At 59.7% G+C, this 9679-nt stretch carries 11 protein-coding genes; 6 read left to right on the top strand and 5 right to left on the bottom strand.

Going from position 1 to position 9679, the window contains the following annotated elements; genetic code table 11:
• The 5 genes from AC07S6_RS27145 to AC07S6_RS27165 form a co-directional block, all read left to right on the top strand.
• Window positions 1-855, top strand: an 855-nt coding sequence (locus AC07S6_RS27145; protein WP_495113401.1) for an RHS repeat-associated core domain-containing protein, incomplete at its 5' end; no start/stop codon positions are given.
• Window positions 852-1262 (top strand): DUF6896 domain-containing protein, encoded by a 411-nt coding sequence (locus tag AC07S6_RS27150; RefSeq protein ID WP_096144406.1) that lies wholly within the window; start codon window positions 852-854, stop codon window positions 1260-1262. The genes AC07S6_RS27145 and AC07S6_RS27150, both read left to right, overlap by 4 nt.
• Before the next feature lie 291 nt (window positions 1263-1553).
• Complete coding sequence (locus AC07S6_RS27155; RefSeq protein ID WP_495113405.1) at window positions 1554-1895, top strand: polymorphic toxin type 47 domain-containing protein; 342 nt, start codon at window positions 1554-1556, stop codon at window positions 1893-1895.
• The gene (locus tag AC07S6_RS27160; RefSeq protein WP_019821403.1) at window positions 1895-2284 is read left to right on the top strand and encodes a hypothetical protein; all 390 of its coding nucleotides are present in this window, start codon (window positions 1895-1897) and stop codon (window positions 2282-2284) included. The genes AC07S6_RS27155 and AC07S6_RS27160 overlap by 1 nt, the downstream gene beginning before the upstream one ends.
• 117 nt (window positions 2285-2401) lie before the next feature.
• Window positions 2402-2764, top strand: a complete 363-nt coding sequence (locus AC07S6_RS27165; RefSeq protein WP_197881600.1) for an Mpo1-like protein — start codon at window positions 2402-2404, stop codon at window positions 2762-2764.
• A gap of 9 nt (window positions 2765-2773) precedes the next feature.
• Here the strand turns inward: AC07S6_RS27165 and AC07S6_RS27170 are convergent, their stop codons facing one another.
• The 3 genes from AC07S6_RS27170 to AC07S6_RS27180 all read right to left on the bottom strand — a co-directional run bounded on the left by AC07S6_RS27170 (window position 2774) and on the right by AC07S6_RS27180 (window position 4742).
• Window positions 2774-3571 carry an acyl-CoA thioesterase gene (locus tag AC07S6_RS27170; RefSeq protein ID WP_495113402.1) on the bottom strand — a complete coding sequence of 266 codons (798 nt, stop codon included), beginning with the start codon at window positions 3569-3571 and terminating at the stop codon, window positions 2774-2776.
• 89 nt (window positions 3572-3660) lie between these two features.
• Window positions 3661-4422, bottom strand: coding sequence for a CHAD domain-containing protein (locus AC07S6_RS27175; protein ID WP_495113403.1), 762 nt, complete (start codon window positions 4420-4422; stop codon window positions 3661-3663).
• A 41-nt stretch (window positions 4423-4463) separates the two neighbouring features.
• On the bottom strand, window positions 4464-4742 hold the full coding sequence (locus tag AC07S6_RS27180; protein WP_003189839.1) for a hypothetical protein: 279 nt from the start codon (window positions 4740-4742) through the stop codon (window positions 4464-4466).
• A gap of 216 nt (window positions 4743-4958) precedes the next feature.
• Here AC07S6_RS27180 and AC07S6_RS27185 point away from each other — a divergent pair, with 216 nt between their 5' ends.
• A complete protein-coding gene (locus tag AC07S6_RS27185; RefSeq protein WP_054898472.1) occupies window positions 4959-5996 on the top strand; it encodes a patatin-like phospholipase family protein in 1038 nt (345 codons plus the stop codon).
• Between the two features lie 115 nt (window positions 5997-6111).
• Here AC07S6_RS27185 and AC07S6_RS27190 read toward each other — a convergent pair whose 3' ends face one another.
• On the bottom strand, window positions 6112-6801 hold the full coding sequence (locus tag AC07S6_RS27190) for a response regulator (protein WP_495113404.1): 690 nt from the start codon (window positions 6799-6801) through the stop codon (window positions 6112-6114).
• A 155-nt stretch (window positions 6802-6956) separates the two neighbouring features.
• Window positions 6957-9599, bottom strand: coding sequence for a DUF4118 domain-containing protein (locus AC07S6_RS27195; protein ID WP_495113406.1), 2643 nt, complete (start codon window positions 9597-9599; stop codon window positions 6957-6959).
• Window positions 9600-9679: the final 80 nt, after the last annotated feature.

The following is a 9679-nucleotide window of genomic DNA, read 5'->3' on the forward strand; positions in this document are numbered from 1 at the left end:
CAAGGCGACAAGCTGATTGCCGAACACCATGCAGAGCGCCATCGCAGCTACCTCTACGAACCCGACAGCTTCCGCCCATTGGCACTATTGGAAGGTTTCGGCGCAAAAGAAACCAAGCCCTACCACTACCAACTCGACCACCTCGGCACCCCGCTGGAACTGACCAGCCCCGAGGGCGAAATCATCTGGTCCGCCCACTACCGCGCCTACGGCCAGATCGCCCGGCTCGACGTGGGCAAAGTCGACAATCCACTGCGGTTTCAAGGGCAGTATTTCGATCAGGAAAGCGGACTGCACTACAACCGCCATCGCTACTACAATCCGGATATTGGTCGCTATCTGACGCCGGATCCGGTGAAGTTGGCGGGTGGGATCAATGGCTACCAGTACGTGCCCAATCCGACAGGGTGGGTAGACCCGCTAGGCTTGAATTCATGCCCAGGCGATGATGGGTGTAAAAAGCAAACGAGTGCTGACGATCCATCCTACAAATCGAGCGTGGATGATGGACAGCCTTCAGCTCCTCTTGTTCACGGAGTAGACGCAAACTTCTTAAATAGAACACACAGCATTGAAGGGAAGCGGTCAACCAAGCGTGTGGAAGAAATTGCTCGCAGTATGCGAAACGACGGATACGATAAAAATACGCCAATAGACGTTTTTGAGTATAACGAGCAACGCTATATTGTTGATGGGCACCACCGAGCTGCCGCTGCAAGACAAACAAAGACGCCAGTCACCATAAAACTAATCCAGAATATAGGTGACCATAACAGCTCGTTCAACAGCACCCAGGACGTAATAGACGCTTCAAATGCAGTAGGACTGGATAGACTGGAAAGGCCTAGACGATGAGAGCTCAGACGCTAGAACATTTGATCACAGAATACTTGGAGCAAGTAAAAAAGGCTACCGACTTACTTGAGCAAGTGTTTGGAACCAAAAATATCATTGGTCTGTGGCGATCCAAAAAAATCCCGCAGCGTGGGACGGTCGCTGCAAATGTCACCTACGAGCTGCACGGTATTGGTTGCAGTGTTTACTTATCTGAAATATGTGTCGACTTTGATTACGGCCCGGACGATAGGGTCGACGGTTTCGACTCGTGGAGGCTGTATATGTACGCATGCGAAACACCCAGCAAGTACAAAAAATATACAGATAAACAAGCCTTGGAACGTGAGTTCAATGCGTACCTAAAAAAGGGCAAAGCCAAGAAAATCGAAGGGTCCACATCTAATTTGTACTTCATACAGTCTTGATGCCGTTCACGTAAATCTCCTTACCCTAGACACTCTGAATATCGAATATGGGATGGGACTTGACCTCGATAACTGTGAACCAGCCAATGCATGTGCAAACTGACCCAACAACATCGGAGGTAAGCCTTGGTGCCGATCAGTCAAGCGAACGCAATACTCAAAGCAACGAAGATCAAAAGTGGGAGCTGGCTTGCCTGCGAAAGCGGTAGTGCAGTAACAGAGGCAGTGACTGACACACCGCCTTCGCGGGCAAGCCCGCTCCCACAGGGGATCTGCGCTTAACAGACTGGAATCCTTCCCACATTCACACCCACGGCGCTACTCTTTCCCACCGATGGTTTGGATGAGGCTTTTCGCAGAACGGGTATACCCAGGTCCGAATACAGCGTATCGAAATGGCGCAAAGACCAATATGGCAAATCATTTCCAACAGAATGGCGAGTACAAACCGGTCCCAATAGAGGAGCGGAAGTGAATATTGACGATCCTATGCTCGTGCCAAGTAAAGAAGGCCCGAAATCACCTCATATTGGCTATCAAACACCTGGAAAGAGAGGCGACGGAGGAGCCAAAAGAGGCCATATACTGCTCCAACTGGTTCCTGTCAGCCGGTCCAGAATAGGTGTTCCCTGATGAGTTACCTGGAAGACGAAATAGACGAAGCCTGTAATGCGCTGAACCTCGACGCTGGAAAGCTTGATTCGAGCGAACTCAACTTGTTGATAAGCTCTCTGACGAGAAAATTCTTCAAAGCGCAGAGCAATGTGCTTGATCCCATCGAACTGAACGAGAAAAGCACCGAACACAACCCTGACTTTTGGAAGGAGATGCCGCATCGCATTAGCGGGAATGGCCTGGTTCTGCTGGTATTTGACTCAGCGTATAGCGCCTGGAGAATGGAAAACGCTCGAGTGCTAGCCTCTGTGTTAGCCGAAACCACCGGATATCCGTTTTGGATAACCGATAAAGAGCTGACGTTCTTGGTACATATGGATGATCATGACTGTGTCATTTGGGCATGAGGGTCACTCCGCCTAAATTGCAGCCTATGACCCCCATAGCCAGCCCCAATTCGCCACCCTGCCCACCTCAACCTAAACTCTGTTCAAGTTGTTTCAACGGACAGAGGATTCACCACCATGGGCAAACGTCACCCCAATCTCCCCGCCTGGCAATGGCGTCAGTACCCACAGAGCCATCAGCACCCAACCAACCTGGCGTTGCACCTGATTGCCGTGCCGCTGTTTATCGTCGGTTTCCTACTGATCGTGTCGGGCGTGTTCAGCCTGAGCCTGGCCAGCTTCGCGGTCGGTGTGATTGGCATTGTCGCGGGCCTGGCGTTGCAGCGTCACGGCCATAGTCTGGAAGCCCAGGCCAGTGAGCCGTTCAGTGATCGCAAAGATGCGGTGCAGCGCCTGGTGGTCGAGCAGTTCGTGACCTTCCCGCGCTTTGTGCTCAGCGGTGGCTGGTGGCGCGCCTGGCGGCAGCGGCACCACCACTGACCGGCGGGTTCAGGCGAACACCACCACGGTCTGACGGCTGAGGGAGATCAACTCGCCGGTCGGGCTCCACAAGGCAGCGGCAGCGTGGCCATAGCCGTCGCGGGCGTGTTCGATATTGACGTGATACTGGCACCAGTCGAGCGTGGTCAGGTCTTGCAGCGGCTGGATGAACTCGATGGTCCAGGTCAGGGTGCTGCCCGGCGCGGGCTTTTTCAGGTGTGGCAGCAACGCCGGTGGCCAGGCGTCGACCAGGGCGAGGATATGCGCCTCGGTCAGTGGTTCTTCTTTCACATCCCCCCGCAACCGTACCCAGCCACCCATGTCGCGGGATTTATTGCCGGTAAACGGCAGGCCACCGACACTCCAGCGCATCGCCAGATGGCGCATGAATTCGGGGGTAACACCCTTGATATAGGGCAGCTCCTGGCACTCATCCCAATGTTTGAACACCGGCGGCGGCTCACTTGCCACGTCAATTTCGGAGGGGCGAGAGGCGCCAAAACTGGCCTGGACCAGGGTCGCCACTTCACCGTTTTGCACCACGCGCCCCAGCAACTGGCTGACCGCCTTGCCTTCGCGCAGCACTTCGACTTGGTAACTGGCGGGCACATCCGGCGCTACCGGGCCGACAAAGGTGATGGCCAGCGAGCGCAGCGGTCGATCCGCCGGCACCTGGGCGCGCAGCGCCTCGTACTGCAAGGCAGCGACCAAGCCGCCAAAGGTAGCCCGGCCCTGGGCCCATTCGGCAGGGATGGTGACATCCAGCGGATTGCTACGGGCAGCGTCGAGCAAATCACTAAAGCGCATGGCGACCTCACATCAAGAAAATCGTGGAGGAATCTTAACCATCGAATTGCACAGGCACAGCGCCCATTCCGGCCAAAAACCGGACCGGTTTAAAAACACTCGGCGCTGAGCGTGTCCAGCACACGGTCGGCCTTGCCTTGCGCCTTGAGCATGGTGCGCTGCCACACTGCTACGCAGGGTTGCAGGTCTGGCTCATGGCCGGCCTGGGCCAGCCACTGCCAACAGTCATGCCAGTTACCCAGCGCACTCTGGGCCTTCTTCAAGTGCGACAGGGCGTTGGTGGGTAATTTGTCCAGCTCGGGATACGCCTCGGCGGCATAGCGCACACGTTTGATCAGCAACCGTAGCCGGTGGCGGTCATGATCGGGGTCCTTCAAGGCGCCATCGAGTGCCTGCCATTGCTTGGCCAGGCGTTTCTGGATGCGCGGGCGCAAGCCCTTGAGCAGTTTCTGATGCTGGGACGCGCGGATAAACCGTGGGAACGCATCCAGAATCAGCAGCAAGTGCGCCAACTCCGGGCTTTGCGCCACCTGGCGATAAGCCTCGGGCTGCAGACGCAGGCGTCGATCAGCCGCGTCGTGATGACCGTGCTGATGCAAATACGCCGCCAGCACCTCTCGGTCGCGTAGCGGCGTAGTCAGTTGGCCAACCGTGCTGGCGGACAATTCAAGCTGTTCGACACCGGGCAGCCCGCGCAAAGGGCGCAACAGGCTGCGCAGGCGGCGTACCGTTGTGCGCAAATCATGCAAGGCTTCATCGTCAGTGACGGCGGCGAGGCGAGCCTGGCAGCTCAGTAACCCTACTTCCAGGCCAATGACCTGAGCGACTAACTGATTGACCAACGCTGACATCCTGCCCTCACTTTCCGATAAAAAATCCTATCCGCCCTGGGTTATCGCCCGGCGCGAGACTCACGAATGTAGAACCGCGCCTTTTCGGCCTTGTTGGAGCAACCCTCGAACGCTTCAAACTGCTGCTGAGTCTTGGCGCCAGTCAACAGCGACAAAGCCTTGGAGTAGCTGACAGTGCCAGCAAAACCTTCGGCCTTGGCCAGGTCCAGCTCTTTCCAGGCGGCGTCCAATTGCGAGCCACAGCTGTCGCGATACGCGGTTTTCCCGGCACAGCCAGCCAAGGCCAACACGATCACAGGCACACAGATCCAGGCTTTCATTGATGACACCTCAAATATACAAATTCAGTCGTAGCCTGTAGACGTTGCCTACAGGGAAAAGTGCCTTGTCCTTAGCCTGAAATCAGTAGTACCTATTGCCAGAGCATACCCGAGGCTGATCGCCAGCCTGGAAAAATATTGCGCGCTGTCAGCAAGGATTGAAGCAGGCCCCTTGATGGGTGCATTGTGGGCCCCTGTTTTGCGAAGGATCTGGCCATGAAGAAACGTGTTGCCTTAGTGCTGGGCTCCGGTGGGGCCAGGGGCTACGCCCATATCGGGGTGATCGAAGAAATCGAACGACGCGGCTATGACATCGCCTGTATCGCCGGCTGTTCCATGGGCGCCGTGGTGGGTGGAATCTACGCCGCCGGCAAGCTCGACGAGTACCGCAACTGGATCGAAAGCCTGGACTACCTCGACGTATTGCGCCTGGTAGATGTGAGCTTTCGCCTGGGAGCGATCCGCGGTGAGAAGGTGTTCGGGCAAATTCGCAAGATCGTCGGCGATATCAATATCGAGGAGCTGCGCATCCCCTACACTGCCGTCGCCACCGACCTCACCAACCAACAGGAGATCTGGTTTCAGGAAGGCTGCCTGCACCAGGCCATGCGCGCCTCAGCGGCCATCCCCAGCCTGTTCACACCGGTGATGCAGGGCAACCGCATGCTGGTGGACGGCGGCCTGCTCAACCCGCTGCCCATCGTTCCGGTGGTGTCGAGCCATTGCGACTTGATCATTGCGGTCAACCTCAATGCCACCAACCAGAAACACTACCAATTGCCGGTGATTCCGCGCCCGCCGGCGTTCAAGAGCCGCTTCAACAGCCTGGCCAAGTCACTGGGCTCCCACCTGCCATTTCGCCGCAAGCAGGCCGAGCAGTTGATGAAGCTGGAACAAGAAGCCTTGCAGGCCCAGGCCGCAGAAATCAACCCGTGGCTGGAGTCTGCCGAGCCCGAAGCCCAACAACCTGCCGCGGCACCGGAGAAAGCCGGCGCACCGAAGTCGGCCACCGGCTCGTTCATCATCGACAACGTCGGGCCTGCCTCGCTGCTGGACCTGATCAACCAGAGTTTCGAGGTGATGCAAACCTCATTGGCACAATACAAGATCGCCGGGTATCCGCCCGATGTGCTGATCAACGTGCCGAAGCGGGTGTGCCGGTTTTTCGAGTTCTATAAAGCGCCGGAGTTGATCGCTTTGGGGCGGGAGATTGCCAGCGATACGTTGGATCGGTATGAGAGTGAGCAGAGTTGAGCGTGTAGGTGTTGCGGATGGCCTCATCGCGGGCAAGCCCGGCTCCCACAGGGAAATGCATTTTAGCTGTGGGAGCTGGCTTGCCTGCGATGGCGCCAGCGCAGGCACCCAAGGTTCAGGCACTCAGCAACCGATACCCCACCCCCGCCTCAGTCACGATAAACTGCGGCTGGGTCGGGTCATCCGCCAGCTTCTGGCGCAGGTGCCCCACCACGATACGCAGGTAGTGGCTGTCCTCGGTATGGGTTGGCCCCCAGATGTCCTTGAGCAACTGCTGTTGGGTAATCACCCGCCCCGGGTGGCGTGCCAACTGCGCCAGCACTGCGTATTCCTTGCGGGTCAGCGCCACTTCAGCCCCGTCGAGCAGCACGCGGCGATAAGCCAGGTCTACGGTCAGCGGGCCAAAACTCAAGGCGGCTTCCTGGGCCTCTCCGGCCGGTGCCTGGCGCAACAGCGCACGCACACGGGCAAGAAACTCCTGGATGCCGAACGGTTTGGTCACATAGTCATTGGCGCCACCGTCGAGGGCCTCGACCTTCTGACCTTCGCTGGCCCGCACCGACAGCACCAGCACCGGCACGCTCGACCACTCGCGAAACTCGCGCAGCACCTGCTGGCCGTCCATGTCGGGCAGGCCCAGGTCGAGCACCAGCAGATCCGGTTTGCTCAAGGCCGCCTGCGCCAGGCCTTCGTTGCCGGTGCCGGCTTCGATCACCTTATAGCCCTGCGAGGCCAGGCTGATGCGCAGGAATTTGCGGATCTGCGGTTCGTCATCAATGACAAGAATCGTCGCGGTCTGGCTCATGGCGTCTCATTAAAATCCATTAAAAAATCACCCCTCCTGTAGGAGCGAGCTGGCTCGCGAAAACCCCATAGGCCCCGCGTAAACTGAGGACGCCATCATTATCGTTAACGACCTTCGCGAGCAAGAACTAGGCGTCCCCCTCGCTCCTACAAGGTTTATTCCAGGGCAGGCTGTGTCGGCAATGGTAGAAACAAGGTGATGCAGGTGCCCCGCCCGTCAATGCCATCGGCCACGCTGATATGCCCACCGTGCGCGCCGACCATACCCTGGCAGATCGCCAAGCCGAGGCCGGTGCCCTGCCCGCCTCGATCACCGCGGGCAGCGGTGTAGAACATGTCGAAGATCTTCGCCCGCTCCTCCTCGGGAATCCCCGGCCCTTCATCCGCCACGGCAAAAAACAACTGCTCATCCTGCACGCCAGCGCGCAATTGCAAACGGCCCTGGGGCGGCGAAAACCGTGCGGCGTTTTCCAGCACATTGACCAGGGCCTGCTCAATCAACGCCGCATGCACATACAACAAAGGCAGCTCCGGCGGCACATCGGTGCTCACCTGCAACGGCGCCAGCACGGCGCGCAATCGCCCAAGGGCACTGCCGACAATATCGCCGGGCGACACCCAATCGCGTGCCAGTTTCAGCGCACCGTGGCCCAGTCGTGTCATGTCCAGCAGGTTCTGGATATAACGGTCGAGGCGCTCGGCTTCATCACGGGTGCCTTCGAGCAATTCGCGGCGATCCTCCAGCGGGATGGCTTCACCCAGGGCCAGCAGGCTGTCAATGCTGCCGCGCATGGACGTCAATGGCGTGCGCAAGTCGTGGGACACCGACGCGAGCAAAGCGCTGCGCAGTTGTTCGGTTTCGCCGTGCAGGCGCGCCGATTCCAGCTCCTGCCCCAGTTGTGCTCGCGCCAGCGCCTGGGCCAGCGGTTGGCTCAACGCGGTGAGTAAGCGACGACGTTGCCCGCTCAATTCCAGGCCAGGCTTGGCACTGACACCCAGCAACCCCAAGGGCCCCTCTTCACCCGATAGCGGCCACCACCACCAACGCCCAAACGGCAAGGTGCCGGTGCCCATGCCGGCCGGCTGATCATGCTGCCAGGCCCAGTCGGCGGCGGCGCGCTCTGCTTCGGTGAGGGTCAACGGGCCACCGGTCTCGACCTTCCAGCCGCCCTGCCCGTCGCGATTGACCAGGCACAGGTCGAGGTCGTTCCAACCTTGCAGATGGTGGGCGGCGGCACTGATGACAGCTTGGCGATCGGTGGCAGCGGTGAGCTTGCGCGACAGGTCAAGCAGCTCGCTGGTTTCTTCCTGGGTATCGCGCAACGCCTGCAACTGGCGGCGCTGGCGTGCGGCGAGGTTGCCGGTCAACGCTGCCATCAACAGGAAGAACAACAGGGTCAGCACGTCTTCTTCGCGCTGGATGGCGAAGGAAAAATTCGGCGGAATAAACAGAAAATCGTAAGTCAAAAACGACAGTGCCGCACACACCAGGGACGGCCCCAGGCTGCTGCGCACCGCCACCAACAGCACGGCGGCAAGAAACACCAGCGAGATGTTCGGCAGCGCCAACGCACTGGATACGGCCCAAGCCACTGCGGCAGCGACAAAGGTGGCCACCACCGCCAGGGTGTAATCGAACCACACCAACCCGCGTACCTCCGGCAGGCGTGGCGGTGCAGGCATGTCATCGCTGTCGAGGACGTTGATTTCCAAGCCGCGGGCATTGCGCAACAGGCGTGCCGCCAAGCCGCCACCGAACAGGCGCCGCCGCCAGCGCATCCGTGACTGCCCTACCAGCACTAAACTGGCACGGCGTTCGGCGGCGTGCTGGATCAGGGTCTTGGCCACTTCCCCGGCGCGCAGTAACACCACTTCCCCGCCCAGCCGCTCTGCCAGTTGCTGGGCGTTTTGCAGGCGCAGGCGCGATTGCTCATCCCGCGCACGGCCGTTGTCGATGTGCACCAGGCTCCAGGGCAAATGCCGACGCTGAGCAACGCGGCTGGCATGGCGCACCAGGCGTTCGGCTTGGGCATCGCCATCCACACCGACCAACAGGCGCCCACGCACTGCCGGCGCGGCCTGGCCGAGTTGGCGGTAACCCTGGGCCAGGTCATCGTCGACGTGGGCGGCGGCGGTTTGCATGGCCAGTTCGCGCAGGGCCATGAGGTTGGTCTGGGTGAAAAACGCATCGATGGCCGCACGCGCCTGTTCGGGCACATACACCTTGCCGTCACGCAGGCGCTCGAGCAGCTCGCGAGACGGAAGGTCGATCAGCAGCAGTTCGTCGGCCTCTTGCAGCACCCAGTCCGGCAGGGTTTCGCGCACTTGCACGCCGGTGATGCCGCGCACCTGGTCGTTGAGGCTTTCCAGGTGCTGGACGTTGACCGTAGTGAACACGTTGATGCCGGCGGCGAGCAGTTCCTGGATGTCTTGCCAGCGTTTTTCATGACGACTGCCGGGAGCGTTGCTGTGGGCCAGTTCGTCCACCAGCACCAGCTTGGGCTTGGCGGCGAGCAGGCCGTCGAGGTCCATTTCTTCGAGCATCACGCCACGGTATTCGCTACGCAACAGCGGTTGTTGCGGCAGGCCGCTGAGCAAGGCTTCGGTCTCGGCGCGGCCGTGGGTTTCAACCACCCCAGCGATCAGGCGCACGCCCTGGCGCAGTTGGGTATGGGCCGCCTGGAGCATGGCGTAGGTCTTGCCCACACCGGGCGCGGCGCCGAGGAAGACTTTGAGCCGGCCACGGCCGTCCCGGGGCAGATCGGCTAACAGGGCATCGGCGCGGCCGGCGTCGCTCATGCTCGGGGGTTCCTTCAGGTATTGATAGAGAGTCTTCAAGGCCGCCATCGCGGGCAAGCCCGGCTCCCACAGTGGAATGC

The organism is Pseudomonas sp. GW821-FHT07B01, from assembly GCF_059419065.1.